Origin of the sequence: Rhodococcus sp. T7 (genome assembly GCF_009872365.1) — a bacterium.
In the GTDB taxonomy this organism is placed as follows: domain Bacteria; phylum Actinomycetota; class Actinomycetes; order Mycobacteriales; family Mycobacteriaceae; genus Rhodococcus_F.
This window is the reverse complement of sequence record NZ_WXYH01000333.1, coordinates 73,213-91,137: the sequence shown is the minus strand read 5'-3', so window position 1 is coordinate 91,137 and position 17,925 is coordinate 73,213. Positions and strand designations below refer to the sequence as shown.

Annotated in this window: 17 protein-coding genes; 1 reads left to right on the top strand and 16 read right to left on the bottom strand. The window is 64.2% G+C overall.

From position 1 onward, the window contains the following. Positions 1-107: 107 nt before the first annotated feature. From MLGJGCBP_RS29745 to MLGJGCBP_RS29685, 13 genes are all read right to left on the bottom strand, one after another. Positions 108-605, bottom strand: coding sequence for a flavin reductase family protein (locus MLGJGCBP_RS29745; protein ID WP_160100077.1), 498 nt, complete (start codon positions 603-605; stop codon positions 108-110). A gap of 46 nt (positions 606-651) precedes the next feature. After that, on the bottom strand, positions 652-1,779 hold the full coding sequence (ribB, locus tag MLGJGCBP_RS29740) for a 3,4-dihydroxy-2-butanone-4-phosphate synthase (RefSeq protein ID WP_236581440.1): 1,128 nt from the start codon (positions 1,777-1,779) through the stop codon (positions 652-654). A gap of 80 nt (positions 1,780-1,859) precedes the next feature. Next, complete coding sequence (locus MLGJGCBP_RS29735) at positions 1,860-2,210, bottom strand: VOC family protein (protein WP_160100075.1); 351 nt, start codon at positions 2,208-2,210, stop codon at positions 1,860-1,862. 11 nt (positions 2,211-2,221) lie between these two features. Continuing rightward, positions 2,222-3,031, bottom strand: a complete 810-nt coding sequence (locus MLGJGCBP_RS29730; RefSeq protein WP_087560489.1) for a mycofactocin-coupled SDR family oxidoreductase — start codon at positions 3,029-3,031, stop codon at positions 2,222-2,224. A gap of 63 nt (positions 3,032-3,094) precedes the next feature. Next, on the bottom strand, positions 3,095-3,379 hold the full coding sequence (locus tag MLGJGCBP_RS29725; RefSeq protein ID WP_160100073.1) for a hypothetical protein: 285 nt from the start codon (positions 3,377-3,379) through the stop codon (positions 3,095-3,097). 10 nt (positions 3,380-3,389) lie between these two features. Next, on the bottom strand, positions 3,390-4,229 hold the full coding sequence (locus tag MLGJGCBP_RS29720) for a mycofactocin-coupled SDR family oxidoreductase (RefSeq protein ID WP_160100071.1): 840 nt from the start codon (positions 4,227-4,229) through the stop codon (positions 3,390-3,392). A gap of 138 nt (positions 4,230-4,367) precedes the next feature. Beyond that, entirely contained in the window at positions 4,368-5,546 is a 1,179-nt protein-coding gene (locus tag MLGJGCBP_RS29715) for an LLM class flavin-dependent oxidoreductase (RefSeq protein ID WP_160100069.1), read from the bottom strand. 314 nt (positions 5,547-5,860) lie between these two features. Then, entirely contained in the window at positions 5,861-7,498 is a 1,638-nt protein-coding gene (locus MLGJGCBP_RS29710; RefSeq protein ID WP_236581438.1) for a flavin-containing monooxygenase, read from the bottom strand. A 21-nt stretch (positions 7,499-7,519) separates the two neighbouring features. Further along, positions 7,520-9,046, bottom strand: a complete 1,527-nt coding sequence (locus MLGJGCBP_RS29705; RefSeq protein ID WP_160100068.1) for an aldehyde dehydrogenase — start codon at positions 9,044-9,046, stop codon at positions 7,520-7,522. A 47-nt stretch (positions 9,047-9,093) separates the two neighbouring features. Beyond that, positions 9,094-10,074: an alpha/beta hydrolase gene (locus MLGJGCBP_RS29700; RefSeq protein WP_160100066.1), complete on the bottom strand. Its 981-nt coding sequence runs from the start codon at positions 10,072-10,074 to the stop codon at positions 9,094-9,096. Positions 10,075-10,183: 109 nt separating this feature from the next. After that, positions 10,184-12,154, bottom strand: a complete 1,971-nt coding sequence (locus MLGJGCBP_RS29695) for a GAF domain-containing sensor histidine kinase (RefSeq protein WP_160100064.1) — start codon at positions 12,152-12,154, stop codon at positions 10,184-10,186. Further along, complete coding sequence (locus MLGJGCBP_RS29690; RefSeq protein ID WP_160100062.1) at positions 12,142-12,813, bottom strand: response regulator transcription factor; 672 nt, start codon at positions 12,811-12,813, stop codon at positions 12,142-12,144. The genes MLGJGCBP_RS29695 and MLGJGCBP_RS29690 overlap by 13 nt, the downstream gene beginning before the upstream one ends. A gap of 25 nt (positions 12,814-12,838) precedes the next feature. Next, entirely contained in the window at positions 12,839-14,059 is a 1,221-nt protein-coding gene (locus MLGJGCBP_RS29685) for a CaiB/BaiF CoA transferase family protein (protein ID WP_087560497.1), read from the bottom strand. Between the two features lie 76 nt (positions 14,060-14,135). Between MLGJGCBP_RS29685 and MLGJGCBP_RS29680 the strand changes: the two genes are divergently transcribed. Next, a complete protein-coding gene (locus tag MLGJGCBP_RS29680) occupies positions 14,136-14,900 on the top strand; it encodes an IclR family transcriptional regulator (protein ID WP_160100060.1) in 765 nt (254 codons plus the stop codon). 11 nt (positions 14,901-14,911) lie between these two features. Here MLGJGCBP_RS29680 and MLGJGCBP_RS29675 read toward each other — a convergent pair whose 3' ends face one another. Genes MLGJGCBP_RS29675 through MLGJGCBP_RS29665 form a run of 3 tightly spaced genes read right to left on the bottom strand, consistent with a single transcriptional unit; the run spans position 14,912 to position 17,812 of the window. Further along, entirely contained in the window at positions 14,912-15,754 is an 843-nt protein-coding gene (locus tag MLGJGCBP_RS29675) for a mycofactocin-coupled SDR family oxidoreductase (protein WP_087560499.1), read from the bottom strand. Between the two features lie 49 nt (positions 15,755-15,803). Continuing rightward, complete coding sequence (locus tag MLGJGCBP_RS29670) at positions 15,804-16,181, bottom strand: nuclear transport factor 2 family protein (RefSeq protein WP_087560500.1); 378 nt, start codon at positions 16,179-16,181, stop codon at positions 15,804-15,806. 38 nt (positions 16,182-16,219) lie between these two features. Further along, a complete protein-coding gene (locus MLGJGCBP_RS29665) occupies positions 16,220-17,812 on the bottom strand; it encodes an FAD-dependent oxidoreductase (RefSeq protein WP_160100058.1) in 1,593 nt (530 codons plus the stop codon). Positions 17,813-17,925 lie beyond the last annotated feature (113 nt).

Sequence of the window (17,925 nt, the reverse complement as noted above, 5' to 3'; positions counted from 1 at the left end):
CGAGCTACTACGTTCGCGGCCGCGCCCGATGACCGCAGTCGGAATCTCGTCGCGGGCCGTCAGCTGTATCGGTCCACCGATCCTCTCATCCGTCGCTCGCCGATCAATCAAAGTGCGGCTAGACGGCGGAATCGACTGCCATGGAACACCAACGGAGGTGTGTCCGGGTCGGCGCGGAGGCCGTGCACCTCGAGTACGACAATCGCGTGATCTCCTGCGGGAAGTTCCGCGTGCAATGAGCAGTCGAGCCACAGGCTGGCGCCGTGGACGAAGATGCTGCCCTGTACGGATTGGTCCCACTCCACCTTGGCGAATCGGTCGCCGGTCTTGTTCGACAAGCTGAGGCAGGTCTCGTCGTGGCCTTCGGCCAGCACGCTGAGCCCGAGTCGTGTGCGGGTGCGCAGTCGCGGCCATGTCTCGGAGGTGTCCTGTACACAGACGGAGACAAGGGGGGGTGTGACCGATACCGACGTGAACGAGCTCGCAGCCATACCCACTGGTTCGCCGTCAACGGTCGCGCATACGGCGGTCACGCCCGACGGGAAACATCCGAATGCCTTCCGAAGCCGGATGGCGTCGTGGTCGAAAGGATCAATGTCGATCATTATGTGTCACACCTTCTTCGAGGATTTCGTGCCCATACTGTCTACGTCATGCACTGGACTTCTCCGCAATGGGAGCTACAGGCTGCATCGCATCGCACCCGCCGGCGGCCCTCCGTTTCTCGAGGGACTGCACCGGCACCGCGGCTGGATCGACCGGTCGCACCGACGCAATGTGCAGGTCTGCCAGAATCGACTCGACTATCGTGGCCTGCCATTCGGAATCCCCGCTAGGGGGTACTTCCGACAGGCCGCACGCGTGTGGCCCGCTGGCGGGTCGTACATAGACGACGACTCCACCTTCTTCTGCCGAGACCGCGGCGAGTCCTCGTTCGAGGGCGTTGCCGCAGTCACAGGCAGTCGACCCCAGGACGTCACCGGTCAGGCATTCAGTATGTACGTACAGCGGGACGCCGGCACCGTTCTGAACGTCTCCAGAAATCAGGACCATGTGCTCCGCACCGTCGTGGACACCGCGATAACCGAGAGCTCGGAAATGACCGTGCACAGTGGGCAGCGCGGCCGCAGCGAGCCGTCGCACCTGAGCCTCCGCCCGTCGGCGATACGTAGCCAAGTCCGCGATGGTCACGATTTCGAGCCCGTGCTCGGCCGCGAAGCGGGTGAGTTCGGCACCCGCTGCCATCTCGCAGGGGCGCTCCGTCGACACGACCTCGCAGAGACCCCCGGCCGGCCGTGATCCAGCCAGTCGGGCGAGGTCGACCGCCGCCTCGGCGCGTCCGGGACGTTGCAGCACACCTCCGTCGCGGGCTGCGAGCGGCATGACGTGTCCCGGACGGGTGAAGTCGCCCGGTGCGGCCACCGACGAGGCCAGGGCGGCGATCGTACGGGCCCGATCCGCCGCCGAGATCCCGGTTCCGGTGCCCCGCAGATCAACCGACACACGATATGCAGCACCGAGTTTGTTCTCGTTGCGGGGGTACATCGGTGGCAGCTCGAGCCGGTCACAGTCCTCATCGGTCAGTGCGACGCACACCAACCCGGAGGTGTGCCGGACGACGAACGCCAGCAATTCCGTCGTGGCGTGCTCGGCCGCGAAGACCAGATCGCCTCCATCTTCGTGTTCGTCGACGACCACGATCGGATGCCCGGTTGCGATTGCGGCGACGGCCCGTTCCACATTTTCGCGCATCGGCGATGCGGTGCCGAGATTTCTCATGCGCGTCCTTTCCTGAGCCTGACGGCGCGGCATCAGCTTGGCCGCGTAAAGACCGGGTTCCCGCTTTGTGACCGTTGCTGTCAGCGAGGGCCGTACACGATGAACAGGTTGTTCCATGGGTCTGCTGCGACCGCCCGGACCTCGTGCGGTCCCTGTTGCCTGGGGTGGACGATGCGTCCACCCGCTCGTCGGATCGATTCGAGCGCAGTCTCGACATCGGCAACCTTGAACGATGCGCACACGCATTCCGTCAGGTCTTCGACCGGAGCGGCGAGCGCCAGCGTCGTCCCGCCCGCGTCGAGGGCTGCATACCGATCACCGTCGATGAACTTGGTCGTGATGCCGAGACTGTCGCTGTAGAAGGTCGCCGCAGCCGTGACGTCTGCGACCGGATGGGTGACATTGCCGAGTTTCACCTCTGCCGTGCTCACATCGGATCCTTTCAGAATGTGGTCCAGCCGGCATCGACCGGAAGTGCTGCTCCGGTGATGAACGCGGAGTCGTCGGACGCGAGGAACACGACCGCGCGGGAGACGCTGTCCGGCGGAATCAGTCCGTCGGGAAGCAGCGAGCGATCGAGTGTGAAGAACCGGGGCTGCCACTGGCTCGACTGCTCGATGGTCCCGCCCTGCAGCATCTTGGTGTCGATCATGCCGGGAAGAATCGCGTTGACGCGAATGTTGTGAGAGCCGGCCTCCCATGCCAGGGTCCGCATCAATCCGAGCACACCGTGCTTGGCGACGGTGTACGCAACCGAGGACGGCTGGGCTTTGATGCCCATCGCCGAGGAGGTGAGGATGACCGAACCGCCCAGTCCGCCTTCGATGATCTTCGGAATGAACGCCGTGGTCGCCTTCCACGCCCCGGTCAGGAGGACGTCAATGCTCTCCTGCCAGTCGTCTTCCTTGGTTTCCCATGAATTTTCAGAGATTGCCCAGATCCCGTGATTGACGGCAAGGATGTCGATGCGGCCGAACTCGGTCATCACCTCGTCAGCGCACTGTTTCAGAGCGGTCAAATCCCGGGCGTCGACCTTGCGCGCAAGGACGCGCTGATCTTCCTTCTCCACGAGGCGCACTGTTTCCGCCATGTCGTCCTCGGTGGCGCCCTCATGAAGGGGTGTCCGGAGGCTTTCGAGGATGTCGAGGGCAACGATTGTGGCGCCCTCCTGAGCCAGTGCGACAGCGTGTGCACGGCCTTGACCGCGAGCAGCGCCGGTCACCACGGCAACTTTTCCCTTGAGTCGTCCCATCAGTTCTTCCTTTGCAGCAGCTGCCGACGAACTCGCGGTGAGCCGACGGTGGTATGTGGAGTGTCAGAGAATTTCGACGGCATCGACGACGAACGTCATGGTGCCTGACTGAGCGAAAGGGAGAGAGTCGAGAGCCTCCTTGATGGCGCCGGCATCGAGTGCCTCCATGACCAGGTAGGCGCCGGTGTCGTCGGTGCGCCGGATGACCTGCTCGACCACCCCGGCGCCTCGAAGCTCGTTGACGCGGGCAATCTCCGCGGCCATCTCCGGCGCTGGGTCCTTACCTTCGACGAATCGTGCGTCGACATGAAATTTCATCGTCGCCCACACCCCTTTCGAGTCCCGCACGGTAGTTTCGTCACTTGAGCAGCAGGCCGGCGTCGATCGGCAACGTGACGCCGGTGATGAGACGTGCGTCGTCCGACGCCAGAAAGACCACGGCCTTGCTGATGTCCAGCGGATCGGCCACTGCGACCGGGAGCGCATGCAGTGATGCCGAAGCAGCCTCGAAGTCCTCCCTGGTGGGGTGCTCGAGGTCGGGCCGGAAGATCTTGAATGTCTCGTCGTTCATGATCATGGGTGTGTCGACTTGGGTCGGATGCACACTGTTGACCCGGATGGAGTATTGAGCGAGTTCGGCCGCCATGGTCTTCATCAGTCCGACAACTCCGTGTTTCGCTGCACTGTAGGCGGCGATGCCCTGATAGACGCGGAGTGCTGCCATCGAACTGGTCAGGATCATGGATCCACCACGGTTGCCCTCGACCAAGTAGGGGACCGCGGCTCGGCAGGTCTTCCATACGCCCGTCAAATTGATCGCGAGCATCTGCTCCCACTGTGAATCTGTGATCTGGTGCGCGGGTATTGCGGATGCGGCAATCCCTGCATTTGCCACCACGATGTCGAGTCGGCCGAGTTCCTCGACAGCGGTGCGTAACGCTGCAGCGAGGCCGTCACCGTCGCGAACGTCGACCCGCGCGGTGACGATCCTGCGCCCGAGATTCTCGACCTCTTTCGCGGTTTCGGCGAGTTCGTCCTGTGATCCGAGCGGATACCCGAGGCCCAGCTCGGGCTCGTCGTGCGCGATGTCGACGGCGATGATGTCGGCGCCGGCGCGAGCGAGTTCGATCGCGTGACTTCGGCCCTGACCGCGTGCTGCGCCGGTAACGAAGGCGACCTTCCCGGACAGACTGTTCATGAAACAACCCCTGAATCGTTTGGGGAACGGTGAGCCACGTTGTCCGTGGCCCACCGTCCAGCCGGATACGCCCCACTCGGGGGCGGTTGTGTGCGTTGCACCGGCAATTCGCGGTTGGGCGGTTTGCCGATGGGTGGGTCAGGAACGCGCCGCGGTTTCCGCAGCGTGCTTGGCCATGGCGTTCTCGACGCTCTTCATCTGCGCACCCCCGAGATCGCCGCGAGTGGTCGCCGCCCAGTCGGCACTCGCCTGCAGCGACTCGATGCTCCCCTGGAAGGCAGGGAGGACGCGCTCGGCCATGAGTTCGTACGAGTGCAGAGTATTTGCCCAGTTCGCCCATTCGTGGGTCATGACCAGGTATGCACCGAAACCGCCGTTGGACTGAGCTTTCAGCTTGGAAATCTGCTCGATCGCATCGTCCGGGGTGCCGATCACGCCGAGGCCCGAGTTGATGACGAAGTCGATGCGCTCCTCGGTGGTTCGGCCTGCGACGTCGAAATGGACCGCGGCCTGAACGTCCTGGAAGTACTCGAACCAGGCGTCGATGCCGTGCCGTACCTGCTCGCGGGCGAGCTCGCGGGTTTCAGCGATATGCATGGGGCCGACCAGCCGCCACTTCGAACGATCCGCGATCTGCCCGAATTGGGCGGCGCGCTGTTCCATGACGTCCCAGTGCAGGGCCAGAGTGTCGACGCCATCGGGTGCCATCGCCGACATCGTTGCGCCGATCGAGAGGACGCCATCGCCGTACTTCCCGGCGATACGCGGCCCGGTCGGAGATGCCACCGCCGCGACAGCGACTTCGAAGTCCGAGTACGGGCGTAGCTGGGTCCGCGCTTCCACCAACGTGTATCGCGAAGTCGTCTCCGTGACGGTCTCACCCGCCAACAGTCGCTTGAGGATGTCGACATCCTCTTCCAGCGCGTTGCGCTGTTCGAGTGGATCGAGACCGATCATGTATGCGTCCGTGGTGAGCGCACCGGGGCCCAGCCCGAGCATTGCGCGGCCGCGCGTCAAGTGGTCGAGCAGGATGAAGCGGTCGGCGACCCAGAGCGGGTTGTGGTAGGGAAGCGAGAGGACACCGGTGCCGAGTTTGATCGACCTGGTCTGGGGCGCTGCGTTGGCGATGAACGTGATGGGGTCCGCGATGATCTCAGAACCGCAGGAGTGGTGTTCCCCGATCCACGCTTCGTCGAATCCCAGTTCGTCGAGGTGCTGGACAAACTTGATGTCCCGGTGCAATGCAAGATGCGGGTTCTGCCCCATGGGCAGGTGATACGGGGCATGGAACACGCCGAAACGAAGCCGGTCGGTCATGAAATTCTCCTTGTTTGCTGAATCGGGATGCGATTACGTGGTCTGGTCGTGAGTTTCGACATATACCGTTGCGTTGCAAGGGTTGTCGCACCGATAGGCCACCCTGGTCATCCTCGCCTCCAGATCGCCACGCTCGGCGATGCCGAGCAGGGTCGCCTGTGTTCGATATCGACGCTACGAGGAGAATGAGAGACGCGTCACTGTCGTTTTCGACAGGATCTTTCGGCAATCATCGACCGGTACGACAAAGCACGACAACGTCGGCGACCCCGGGGGTCGGGTATGCCGCCGACGTTGTCGTCGTCGGGAAGGTCTCAGCGTGCCGCAGCGGCCGCCGAGTCGTCGACTCTGCCGAGTACGAAGTGTTCGTATCCGTTCGCTGCGATCTCGTCGCACCGGTCGCGATAGCGGTCCAGTCCGCCTGCGTACGGAAGGAACCGGCGAGGCTTACCCGGAACGTTCTCGCCCGTGTACCACGATTTCGCCTTCACGTAGAGGGTCGCGGCGCCCACCTCGTCCACGTGGTGCGCCCACTCCGCCTCGAAGTCACTCGTCGTCTCGATCGTGGTGATCTCGTGCCGACGTAGGTAATCGATGCAGGTGGTGATCCACTCCACGTTTTGTTCTGCGAAGGCCACCACATTGCCCAGGACCGCCGGGCTTCCGGGGCCGTTGACGAGGAAAAGGTTCGGGAACCCGGCAACCTGAAGACCGAGTGCGGCCTTGGGGCCCTCCCGCCAATGTTCCCGGAGCGTTCGGTCGTCGCGCCCACGGATGTCGATCTCGGACACGGCACCGCTGATCGCATCGAACCCGATGGCGAAGATGATCACGTCGACCTCGTGCTCGACTCCCCCGCAACGGATCCCGTTCTCGGTGATTCTCTCGAGCGGAGCCTTGCGAAGATCGACCAGTTGCACATTCGACCGGTTATAGGTTGCGAAGTAGTCGGTGTCGGCGCACAACCGCTTCGCCCCGAAGGGATAATCGGTGGGGCTCAGGGCCGCCGCGGTCTCCGGATCGTCGACGATCTCGGCGATCTTGGACCGCACGAACCGTCCCACCGTTTCGTTCACATCGAGGTCGGTCATGGTATCGGAGAAGGCACGCAGAAGAGCAACTGCACCCCCGAGCTGCCATCCCGCTTCCAGGACGCGTGTGCGCTCCTCTTCAGTCAGATCTTTCCCTGGTCCGGGCATGGAGATCGGTGGTACGCCGGAAGGCGCGCGTCGGGCACGTGCGCGGCGACCGGCATAGTCCGCCTTGACGTCATCGAGTTCGCTGCCGGTGAGGCGGCGGTTGCGTGCCGGCACGGTGTAGTTCGGGGTGCGCTGGAGCACGATGAGGTTCTCTGCATCCTCGGCTACCTTGGGGATGACCTGAATTCCCGTAGAGCCCGTACCGACGACAGCGACCCGTTTGCCTCGGAAGTCGACTCCCTCTGCGGGCCAGCGGGCGGTGTGGAACCATTGCCCACGGAAGTCGTCGAGCCCTGGGAAGTCCGGCTTCTTCGGTGCCGACAACCCTCCGGATGCCATCACGCAGAAGGTGGCCCGAACGGTGTCACCTGTGTCGGTCTGGAGCTCCCAGCCGCTGCCGGTGAACCGGGCAGCGGTGACTCGGGTGTTGAATTCGATGTGCCGACGCAGGTCGAACCGGTCGGCTACGTGGTTGATGTAGGCCAGGATCTCTTGCTGCGGTGCGAACCGTTCGGACCAGACCCACTCCTGCTGGAGATCCTCGGAAAAGGAATAGGAATAGTCGATGCTTTCGACATCGCAGCGGGCACCGGGATAGGTGTTCCAATACCAGGTACCGCCCACGTCGGCGCCGGCCTCGAGCACCCGTACACGCAGGCCCATCCGGGTCGCACGGTGAGCTAGGTAGAGCCCGGAGAATCCCGCGCCGACTACTACGACGTCGAATTCGGGCTCGTGAATTTCGTCCTGCACTTTGCCGATCCTTTCTTCAGGTCATCCGCGTGGGACGGTGAGCGGGTCACGGGTCGCACCCGACAGCTCCAACCACACGGATTTGACCTGGGTGTAGTCGAGGATGGCGTCGGGGCCGTTCTCACGGCCGAACCCGCTCTGTTGCATGCCCCCGAAGGGAACGTGCGGAGAGGTGTTGCGGTAGCAGTTGATCCACACGACGCCGCAGCGGAGCCGTCGTGCCATTCGGTGGGCGCGCTGCACGTCCTTGGTCCACACTCCCCCGGCGAGCCCGAAGACCGTGTCGTTACCGAGCTCGATCGCATGCTCCTCGTCGCGGAACGGGACGACCGCGAGAACCGGTCCGAAGACCTCCTCACGTGCGAGCTGCATGTCCGGTTGTACCCCGGCAAAGATCGTCGGCTCCACGAAGTAGCCATCGGGAACGGCAGCGGGTGCGGCCCGCTTACCACCGGTCACCAGAGTGGCGCCTTCGGCAACGCCGCTCGCAACGAGGGCGAGGACCTTTTCCAACTGTGCCTCGCTTACGAGTGGACCCATTTCGCTGGCCGGGTCCTGCGGGTCTCCCAGTCGAATGCTCGCCGCTCTCACCCGAAGTCGTTCCACCAGCTCGTCGTGGATCTCTTCCTGCACGAGCAGGCGGCCGCCGGCGATGCACATCTGTCCGGTGGAAGCGAAGATTCCACCCACCACTCCGTTGATGGCCGCATCGAGGTCTGCGTCAGCGAAGACGATGTTCGGGGATTTGCCACCGAGTTCGAGGGTCACCGGGGCCACATGTTCGGCAGCTGCTTTCATGACGTGGGTTCCCACGGCCGTCGACCCGGTGAAGCTGACCTTTGCCACCCCGGGATGCCGGGCGAGTGCGTCACCGACTGTCGCTCCTGGTCCGGTGAGGACATTGAAAGCCCCTGGCGGGAACCCCGCCTCCTCGACGAGTTCTGCAAGCAGCAGTGTGGAGGTGGGTGTCTGATCCGCGGTCTTCACCACGACGGCACAGCCCGCCGCGAGAGCAGGTGCCACCTTCATCGTGGTAATCATGACCGGACTGTTGAAGGGGACGATCGCGGCGACCACGCCGACCGGCTCGCGGGTGGTATAGACGAGGTAGTTGGGATCTCCGGTCGGAAGAGTCTGGCCCGCAAGCTTGTCTGCGGCACCCGCGTAGTAGCGCAACCAGGCCGACACCTGCCCCATCACCGGGCGGGTCTCCCGGATCAGCTTTCCGTTGTCGCGGGTCTCGATGGCCGCCAATCGGTCGGCATCCCGATCAACCAGATCGGCGAGCCGATTGAGCAGGTGTGCCCGCCGCGGCCCAGGAGTTGCTCCCCATTCGCCGGCCATCGCTTCGGTCGCGGAAGCAACCGCACGATCGACGTCGGTGCCATCGGCGGCGGGAACTCGCGTCCACGCGAGACCGTTCGAGGGGTCGATGGACTCCATGGTCTCCCCGCCGGCCGCGGCGGTCCACGTCCCGCCGATGAACATCGAGCTCGGGGGGTTGCCACACCGGTCTGCCTGCACTTCGTTTTGAGTGATGGAGGTCATGCTTTCACGCTACGAGTCGGTGAGCGTCAAAGGACCTGTTGCATCCGTTAGGGTTTCGACGAGCGGCAGGTGTCAGAGATCTGGACGGCGACGGAGCGTATTGCGTCGTCGGCCGCGGCGAGGGTGCCGAACATCGAGAAAAACCCGTGCGCCATGGAGTCGTACCGATACACGCTGGTCGGCACGGAGTCCTCTTCGAGTCGACGGGCGTAGTCGAGTACCTCGTCGCGCATCGGATCGTATTCGGCCACGACCACGACGGCCGGGGCCACTCCCCGTAGATCCGCAGTCAAACCGGGTGATGCGGCGGGCTCACTGCGCCTGCCGACATCCGGAACATACTGTGACCAGAACCAATCCATGTCGTCGGCGCTGATCAGCAGTTTCCCGCCGCGCTCACGGTAGGAGTCGGTCTGCATCCGATGGTCGAGCACCGGGTAGACGAGCACCTGCAGCGCGATCCGCGGTAGTCCTCGATCCCTGGCGTTCTGGGCGACAGCGGCGACGAGGTTTCCGCCGGCGCTGTCACCCATCACGACCAGAGGCGCGTCTGCTGCGAGATTGTCGGCGATCCACCGCACGGAAGAGTCGGCGTCGTCGACTGCTGCCGGGTAGACGTGCTCGGGCGCCAGCCTGTAGTCGATGCTGACGACGTCGCAGCCGGTGAGCCCGGCGAGCACCCGGCAGAATCCGTCGGATTCCTCGAGTCCGCCGAGTACCCAACCCCCGCCGTGGAAGTAGACGACAACCCCTTCTGGCGGCCCGCTCTGCGGCCGGTAATGACGTGCGGCAATTCCGTCGGCACGTTCGGGAATCCGGAGGTCGACGACCTCGGCGAGTTCGATAGTCGGCGCGGTCGCCGACCGCAGGGCCGCGCGACGGGCACGGACCTCGGTGGCACCGAGTTCGCGCATCGGTTCGCCCAGGTGCTGTTGGAAGAGGTCGACGACAGTCCGCATCTGCGGATCCAGTGGGCGGGCGAGGAGCTCGCCAGGACGGGTGATGTCGGCCCGCTCGACGTCGGTCATCGCCGACCTCCGTGCACGCCGGCGAAGTACTCGCGATTTCGACTGCCAATTATGAAGTGCTGCATACTGTCAATCGTGGGGAGCGATACCCCGATCCGGCAACTGGCGTTTATGCCAGTTTCGGCCGCCGCCCCGGCATCTCGATGAGAACCTCCGTACCGCCGCCGGGACACGACTTGACGACCATGAGCGCGGACTGCTCGGTCAGCTTGCGCCGGGTCGCGGTCAGCCCGTACCCGGGCGGCGCTCCGCGCAACCCGACTCCGTCATCGGCTACGCGCAGCACAACTCCATTCGTTTGTCGGGCCACCAGGACGACCGTGATCAGGCACGGCCCGGCATGCTTGGCGGCGTTGACCATCGCTTCCCGACCCGCCGAAAGAAGGACCGCTGATCGTCGCGAGTCCGGTTCGGAGACGCTGTCTCCCTCGGGCAGTTCGACCCTGATCTCGATCCCGAATTGCTGCTCGACCTCGGCCACGATCGTGCACAGTTCCTCACCGAGCGAGCGAACCGGGCTTGCTGTCGACGCAAGATGATGAATCACTTCCCGAACCTCGCGATCCCCCCGCTCCACCAACTCGAGGGCCCGCCGAACACCGCGATGCGCTGGATGATCTGCCGGTAGCTCGCCGCCGATACCTTCCTCGAGGCTCTGCAAGGAGAGTTTGCCGGCGAACAGCAACTGGGCCACTCGGTCGTGGATGTCGTCGGCAATGCGCAGTCGTTCCTTCATCCGCGCCGTCTCCGCCTGTTCACGCAAGTATTGGTCGGTCGTCCACCCCAGTGCTATCGTCTCCGCCATCCGTCGGACGGCGTTGCGCTCGTGCCGCCGGAACGGGAGCCAGGGTGTGCGCAGAAGCGCCAGCGTCGCACGGACCTCTCCGTCGACCACGATCGGCACCTGCATCGATACCCAGCCGAATTCCCCCGGCATCTCAGGGCGGTGCATCGCGCTGCGGAGACCGGCCGAGTCTGCGTCGATCCCGCCGAGGAACCCTGTTTTCGGTTCGACCGGCTCCGCGTCACCCACCGCAACCCGGTGTCCGTCCTCGCGGAATGTGAGAACGACCGCCACGCAGGACAACACTCGACGGAAATCGTCAAGATAGGTTGCGAAATCATCGGTTCCGGTCCCGGACGCGATGGCTGCGGCAGCACGGCCGATCGCCACCACCAGTTCCTCGCGTTGACGCATCTCGAGTCGCTGCCGCACCTGGGCCACCGCCGCCGCGATGAACGGTGTGAGACGTTCGGCGAGGCGTGCTTCACGCCAGGTGAACGGAGTGGACCGGTTCGCCACGTGGACGACTCCGAGCCGCTCACCGCCGACGATCATCGGCAACGTGATCAACCGCTCCACCCGGAAACACTCGTACCACTCGGGAAAGCGAGGCAGGTCCACCGCGGGATTGTTCGCGAGCATGGTCTGTCCGGATCGGAATACCTCCGCGGTCGAGGTCGCCACCTCGGTGCGCTCGACCAGCGCGGCGGCGGCCAATTCATCGGGGACCCCGAACGATCCGGGAAGTACCTGCAGAAAGTTGCGGTCGTTGAGCACCGAGACTCCTGCGGACGTTCCGTCGACCAGCACCCCCAACGCCGCCGTCACTCCCCCGAGTAACTCTTCGACCGACTCGGCGGTCAGGGCAAGTTCGGCGAGTATTCGTCCACCGGCGACGATCAGACGCTCCTCGACCGGCACCACACCCTCGGCGGCAACCGCGGCGGACGCAGTACGTGCAAGAGCCCGCAAGGCAACCCCGACCCGGCGTTCGAGCACGGGCGTGTGAGGCCACTCGACGGTCAGACTGTACGGATTGTCGTGGTCATCCGAGACGGTGGCGATCGTGACGTCGGTCGATCGGCTCTGGTGCAACGGCACCACCGCGCGTAATGGTGAGCGGTCGGTCACCGCTGCGGGGCTCATCCCGGTGGGTAGCCCGCAGGACGCCACGATGCCGCCCCGGTCCGAAAGCGTGACCGCATTCGCGTTCAGGATTCCCCGCGCGGTTTGCACGAAACGGAGGGCACGGGTGCCGTCGACCGTTCCGGCATCCTGTGGAGTCACCGCAGACATGGCGTCTCTCGTTCGGTGGTCACCTCGGGATCGATGAAGCCCTCGCGCAGGGCTGTGACGATGAGTTCGGGCGTCGTACGCACACCGACCCTGTCCTTGATGCCGTTGACGTGGAATCGAACAGTGGACTCGGAGATGTGGAGCCGACGTGCAATCTGGCCGTATGTCATACCTTCGGCGACCAATTCCAGTACTCGGACCTGGTGCTGAGTCAGAGCTTTGCTCGCCGCGCCGGATGCCGACCGTTCGGCGCCGGCGGCCAGTGGGTCACGGCACACCACTCCTGTCCGACCGTCGATCACGGCACCGAGAACCGACCGAAGTTCTTTGAGTCCAGCACCTTTGGTGACATATCCTGCGGCTCCGGCACGCAGGCACCGCTGGATGACGTCCTCCGCGCTGGAGGTGCTCACGACGACCACCGTGGTGCCGGGCCGTGCATCCACCAGCGCCTGGCACAGCCGGTCTCCGGTCATGTCGGGTAGGCGGTAGTCGATCAGGAAGAGTTCGGGTCGATGTTTGCGTTGCACACTCAAAGCGTCTGCTGCTGAACCTACTTCGTCGACAACCTCCACCGGGGTGTCGCCCAGCGCACCGACCAGTGCGCGCAGTCCTTCGCGGACGACCTCGTGATCGTCGACGATGCATGCCTTCACCACTGTATTTCCCACCTTCCCGTCGAACTCAGATGATGCTGTCCTCCCGAAGACGCTCGACGTCGTCGTTCGACAGGTCGAGCCAGGTACGCAGTACCTCCTCGGTGTCCTCCCCGAGAAGAGGGGCAGGCGCAGTCGCAGGCACTGGCGAACTCCCCATCTGCAACGGACTTCCGAGCACGGTGCACGCCCTGTCGCCGTCCCCGATCTCCATGATCATTCCCCGGTCGCGCAGCACGGGGTCGTGGATCACCTCGTGTAAGGATCGGACCGGCGCGGCCGGGACGTCGGCTTCCTGCAACAGCCGGAAGGCGTGGGCCTTGTCCAGTCCTGTGGTCCATGCGGTGACCGCGGCGTCGACGTCGTCCATCTTCAGGACCCGCCCGGCCGGGGTCGCGAGAGCAGGATCCGAGGCAAGGTCATCGCGTCCCATGACACGGCACAGGTCCGTCCAGTGCTTCGGCCGCAGACAGAGAATCGCCAGCCACCCGTCCGTGGCCGGATAGATGTTGTAAGGGCAGACCGCCAATCCGCCGTGCCGGTTACCCGTGCGCTCCGGGAATTCGCCGTCCGCCTCGAGCATCCCCGCGATGTTCGAGGTCAAGGTCGGCACGATGGCGTCCTGCATTGCCACCTCGACATGCTGCCCCAGCCCGGTCCGCTCCCGTTGGAACAGCGCCGCGAGGACGGCCGATGCGAGATGGCTGCCCGCCGCGAAGTCGACCACCGCCGGCCCGGCCTTGACCGGCGCGTCATCCGGGAACCCCGTCGTGGATACGACGCCGGACATGGCCTGAACGGTCACGTCCATCCCCCGCATCCCGTCGGCCGCGGGATGGTCGCCGTATGCGCGCCCCGACGCGAGAACCAGCGACGGCCGCACCGCATGCAGCACGTCCCACCCGATGCCGAGTCTGTCCATGACACCCGGAGCGAAGTTCTCCACCACGACGTCCGCTCGCCGAACCAGATCGAGAAACACCTCTTTGCCCTGCGGCTTCTTCAGGTCCAAGCGCACACCCTGCTTCCCCGCGTTGAGCATCAGGAACGCCTGGCCGGACGTCGCCCCCGTCGAGCGCCAGCGAATAGGTTCACCGCCGAAAGGCTCGATTTTGATCACCGTGGCACCGAGCGACCGCAACAGGTGGGTGCAGTACGGACCGGCATACACCTGACCGAGATCGAGCACGACGAGACCACCGAGCGCGGTGCCCTGCGTGTTGCGATCTTGGTTGGGCGTATTCGTCATCTTCTCGCTCCGTCCGTATATCCGGATTTGAATCCGTAGGTACGGATAAACATAGGCAGTCTCGGCATTCTCGTCAATGGGGGTCGCTACACTCGTGCTCGTGCCCCCGCGCCATCACCGCACCGTCGACCGAGTCACCGCTATCCTCGACGCGGTCGCGCCGGTTCCTCAGGGGCTGACCCTTGCGACATTGGCCGACCGCTTGGACGCACCGAAGAGTTCGATACACGAACTGGTGAACGGACTCCTCGCCACCGGGTACCTGATCGAGCATGAGCACCGAATCAGCCTGGGACCGGCGCCTTTCGTGCTCACGCTGAGCGGGAACCGCCTCGCGGCCCAGGAGGTCGACCGAGATCTCCTCCCACGTATCCACGAGGCGGTCGAATGCAGCGTGCTGATCGGAATCCAGGTCGGGATGTCGCTGGTGTACATCGATCAGATCGGCGAGGAACCCGCGCTCGAGTTCGCCGCCCGCAATCACAGCCGGCGATCGCTCTACGGGACCGCCTCCGGCAAGGTCATCCTGGCCGACCTTCCCGGACGTGAGATGGATGCCTTGCTGCACTCGGCGTCGTCCGCCGACCGCGCTGAGGTAGACCGTTTCCTCGCTGAATTGCCCGAGATCAGGGCTACGGGATTGGCCTACAACCTCGGATCGACCATACCGAACGTCTATTCCGTGGCGACGGCACTCCGTAGCCCCGATGGCACGCTCGTCGGCGCCGTCTGCGCGGTCGGGCGGGAAGAACTGCGGGAGTCCCTTCCCGACATCGGGCGGCGGATCCAGTCGTTGCTCGGCAGCAGAGACGCCGCACCCCGCTCCGCCGAGCGGCGATAGCCGCCCCCCTACTACTTCTTCAACAGGAACCCCGCGTCCACCGGGAGTGCGACGCCGGTGATGTAGCGAGCATCGTCGGAGGCGAGGAACACCAGCGCGTTGCTGAGGTCGATCGGTTCCACCCAGGGAATCGGAAGGATGTTCGCTCGTGTGTAATTCGAGTCGGGCTGCTCTGCGTCCTTCCGGGTCGGATGTTCGAGATGCGGCATGAACAGCTTCATGATCGTCTCGTTCTGGATCATCTCCGTGTCGACATTGGTCGGCAAGATGGCGTTGGCCCGGATGAACTGCGGACCGAGCTCGAGGGCGAGGGTTTTCATCAGCCCGAGGACACCATGCTTGGCGGAGGTGTAGTGTCCCAGATTCTGCACCGCGGTCAGACCCATCGCCGAGCTGGTGAAGGTAATCGACCCACCCCTGCCACCAGCGATGATGTGCGGAATCGTCGCGGTCGCCGTGTGCCACGCGCCGGTGAGATTCACGTCGATGACGTCCTGCCAGGTTTGCTCACCGAGATCGAGAACCTGCGACGTCGAGGCGATGCCTGCGTTCACCGAGACGATATCGAGACGACCCAGCTCGCCCACTCCGGCGGCGACGGCCTTTTCCAGCGCGGCACGATCGCGGACATCAGCTTTGAGCGCAACAATCCGGCGGTCGAACTTCTCGACGAGTTTGACCGTTTCCTGGAGATCTTCCTCTGTGCCCATCGTGTGATCGGCAGTGGCGATTTGGTCGCAGATGTCGATCGCGATGATGTCGGCGCCTTCTTCTGCCAGCCGGGCCGCGTGGCTGCGGCCCTGGCCTCGGGCTGCACCGGTGATAAGGGCGACTTTGCCTTCGAGCTTTCCCATGGAGTACTCCTGTGTTCGAACGATGTGGTGGGTGTGGGGGTGACGGGGTTCAGGCAAGTCGACTGGTGTCGACATATACGCGGTACCCGCTGATCCGTTCGCCGTCGAAGTCGAGGAACGAGCATCCCTTGATCTTGACGACTCTGCCGTCGGTGAACGCGTAGGCAACCGTCAACTCGACTCCGACCGAGCGCTTCTCGGGATCGATCGTCATACGGCCGATTTCATGGGTTACCGACTGGAAGTTCGCCTTCCAGTCACCGACGAACGCGGCGATCGCATCACGACCGGGCACGGGGTCGTAGTCGTTGAACGCGAATACGGCATCGACAGTCAGCCTGCGCTCGAAGACGTCCGCCTGGTTGGCGTCGAGTTCGCGGTAGAAGTCGGTTGCCGCAGTGGAGTAGTCGAAAGTCGTTTGTGTCATAGCCGATCCCTCTCGGTTGTGTTCGCGAAATGATGAAGTCAACGTGTGATGTGCTTGGCGGCGACGTAGGCGGCGCACTGGATGAAGCCGATCGTGTGGCCGCCTGCCCAGTACGCCTCGCCGGATGGCGTCGCAGCGCAGTTTCCGACCGCGTACAGGCCGGGAATCGACCGTTCGTCGGGCCTGACGACCTGGTTGTTGTGGTCGACCCGCGGTCCGCCGGCGGTGTCGATCAGAGCCGGCCCCAGGATGGTGGCATGGTAAGGACCGTCGGCCGCCAACGGCGCCATCATCGGGTTGGGACCGTCGCCGACCCCGAAGAAAGCGCTGAGCGCCTGCTCGATCGGCGTCGAACCGCGACCGAAGTCGTCGTCGACGCCAACGCGCGCCATGGTGTTGTAGCGCTCGATGGTGGCGGCGAGTGTACGTCCGAACTGTGTGTCGAGTTCAGCCTGTCCGGTGATCCCCCGCAACATTTCGAGGCGTTCACCGATACCCTTTTCGAGGTCGGCCAGCGAATCGGCCGTCACCACCCAGTACGGGTCTTCGCCTTCGGCAGGAATCGGATTACCGAAACCGTCGCCACCGAACCGTTGAGACGACTCGTCCCACAGCATGATCAATGGATTGTTCGGGTAGGTTCCGAGTTGGCTGTCCCAATCGAAGAACGCTCGCGCGAGGTCGTGATACGGGGTCTTTTCGCTGATCACCCGTTTGCCGAACCGGTTCACGATCAGCATCGAATCACCAGGAATCATGAACGAGCCACGTACGGTGACGGGATCGGTGAGCAGACGCTCGAGCACCATCGGTGCCCGCATGCCGATATTCATGTTCGCGAAGTCGGCGCCGACCTCACGGGCGATGTCGAGGATGTCGCCGGTGTTGGTGCGAGCGGCACACCCACCGACGTAGGAGTGGTCGAGGTAGCGCAGCCGGCGGTCCGGATCCTGGGTGAAGCCGCCCGTCGCGAGAACGACGCCACGCCGCGCGCGGATGCGAACTGTCTCGTTGCCGACCTCGACTGCCGCGCCGATCACCGCCCCCGCGCCGTCCTGAATCAGGCTCGTGATCCGGGCGCCGGTGGTAATGGGAACACCGACGCGCTCACACTGCGCCGCGAGACGCTCGATCAGGATCGTTCCGCCACGCGGACCACCCTCGCTCTCCGCGGGAAAAATGATTCGGCCCGACGGCGCTGCGTCTTCAGGGAGATGCGCGTAGTAGTCGGGGAAGTCCGCGGCATGCCCGAAGTCGAGGATGCCGAGATTTTCGTATGCTTCTGCCGCCTCCGAGGCATGGTCATAGAACGCGGCGATGCCGCGATACTCCCATTCGGGCAGCCCCAGCGTCTCGTGGTCCGCGTCGTACAGTCGCGGCCTGCCCAGTTTGGCCATGTACCGCAATGCGTCGTCACGGGGGTCCGTCCGCCCACTGGCGCGGAGATACTTGTTGTTCGGAACCCACATGTAAGCTGCGGATTTCGCCGTTGTGCCGCCGATCTTGTCGGCTTTCTCAACGACTTCGACGCTCACTCCCGCATCGGCGGCGATTACCGCGGACCCGAGTCCGCCGATGCCGCTTCCCGCGATGAGCACATCGACGGTCCGATCCCATGACGCTTCGGTCATTGAACGATCCTCCAGGTAAGAATTATTGCCTCGAAACGCTTTTCGAGGTGCGAACAGATTCCGATGCGCACGCACAGGCGATCCGGCAACCGCCTGGGCCCCCGGCGACTATT

Bases quoted from the DNA above. Each gene is read 5' to 3' on its own strand.
- MLGJGCBP_RS29745 (WP_160100077.1), bottom strand. From the start codon at position 605: ATGATCGACATTGATCCTTTCGACCACGACGCCATCCGGCTTCGGAAG.
- ribB (WP_236581440.1), bottom strand. From the start codon at position 1,779: ATGAGAAATCTCGGCACCGCATCGCCGATGCGCGAAAATGTGGAACGG.
- MLGJGCBP_RS29730 (WP_087560489.1), bottom strand. From the start codon at position 3,031: ATGGGACGACTCAAGGGAAAAGTTGCCGTGGTGACCGGCGCTGCTCGC.
- MLGJGCBP_RS29720 (WP_160100071.1), bottom strand. From the start codon at position 4,229: ATGAACAGTCTGTCCGGGAAGGTCGCCTTCGTTACCGGCGCAGCACGC.
- MLGJGCBP_RS29715 (WP_160100069.1), bottom strand. From the start codon at position 5,546: ATGACCGACCGGCTTCGTTTCGGCGTGTTCCATGCCCCGTATCACCTG.
- MLGJGCBP_RS29705 (WP_160100068.1), bottom strand. From the start codon at position 9,046: ATGACCTCCATCACTCAAAACGAAGTGCAGGCAGACCGGTGTGGCAAC.
- MLGJGCBP_RS29700 (WP_160100066.1), bottom strand. From the start codon at position 10,074: ATGACCGACGTCGAGCGGGCCGACATCACCCGTCCTGGCGAGCTCCTC.
- MLGJGCBP_RS29695 (WP_160100064.1), bottom strand. From the start codon at position 12,154: ATGTCTGCGGTGACTCCACAGGATGCCGGAACGGTCGACGGCACCCGT.
- MLGJGCBP_RS29685 (WP_087560497.1), bottom strand. From the start codon at position 14,059: ATGACGAATACGCCCAACCAAGATCGCAACACGCAGGGCACCGCGCTC.
- MLGJGCBP_RS29680 (WP_160100060.1), top strand. From the start codon at position 14,136: ATGGGGGTCGCTACACTCGTGCTCGTGCCCCCGCGCCATCACCGCACC.
- MLGJGCBP_RS29675 (WP_087560499.1), bottom strand. From the start codon at position 15,754: ATGGGAAAGCTCGAAGGCAAAGTCGCCCTTATCACCGGTGCAGCCCGA.
- MLGJGCBP_RS29670 (WP_087560500.1), bottom strand. From the start codon at position 16,181: ATGACACAAACGACTTTCGACTACTCCACTGCGGCAACCGACTTCTAC.
- MLGJGCBP_RS29665 (WP_160100058.1), bottom strand. From the start codon at position 17,812: ATGACCGAAGCGTCATGGGATCGGACCGTCGATGTGCTCATCGCGGGA.